The following is a 534-nucleotide window of genomic DNA, read 5'->3' as shown; positions in this document are numbered from 1 at the left end:
TAACGATAGTGGTAGTGGTTTTACCTTCGCCATCAGTGATAGTTACGGTGTGAGTACCGTTGCCGTTGTCTTTAACGTCGGCTTTAGCGTTCTTACCGTCTGCACCGTCTTTAACGATAGTGGTAGTGGTATTACCGTCACCGTCAGTGATGGTTACAGTATGAGTGCCGTTGCCGTTGTCTTTAACGTCGGCTTTAGCGTTCTTACCGTTGGCACCAGTGTCACCTTTAGCACCGGTATCACCTTTGTCGCCTTTATCGCCTTTGTCGCCTTTAGCGCCTTGGTCACCTTTAATACCTTGGTCACCTTTATCGCCTTTGTCGCCTTTGACGCCTTTTTCACCTTGGTCGCCTTTGGCACCGGTATCACCTTTAGCACCGGTATCACCTTTATCACCCTTAGCACCGGTATCGCCTTTAGCAGCAGCTGTACCGTCTTTAACGATGGTAGTGGTGGTATTACCGTTACCGTCTTTAATGGTTACAGTATGAGTGCCGTCACCGTTGTCTTTAACTTCGGCTTCAGCGTTCTTAC

The 534-nt window shown here is 48.7% G+C and carries 1 protein-coding gene; it reads right to left on the bottom strand.

Features of this window, described 5'->3' with window-relative positions; all coding sequences use genetic code 11:
* The coding region (locus tag HMPREF2700_RS09450; protein WP_141745847.1) for a collagen-flanked surface repeat-containing protein at positions 1-534 on the bottom strand (534 nt) is incomplete at both ends.

The organism is Neisseria sp. HMSC068C04 (assembly GCF_001810105.1).
GTDB classification, from domain to species: domain Bacteria; phylum Pseudomonadota; class Gammaproteobacteria; order Burkholderiales; family Neisseriaceae; genus Neisseria; species Neisseria flavescens_B.
This window is presented reverse-complemented; position numbering and strand designations above follow the sequence as displayed.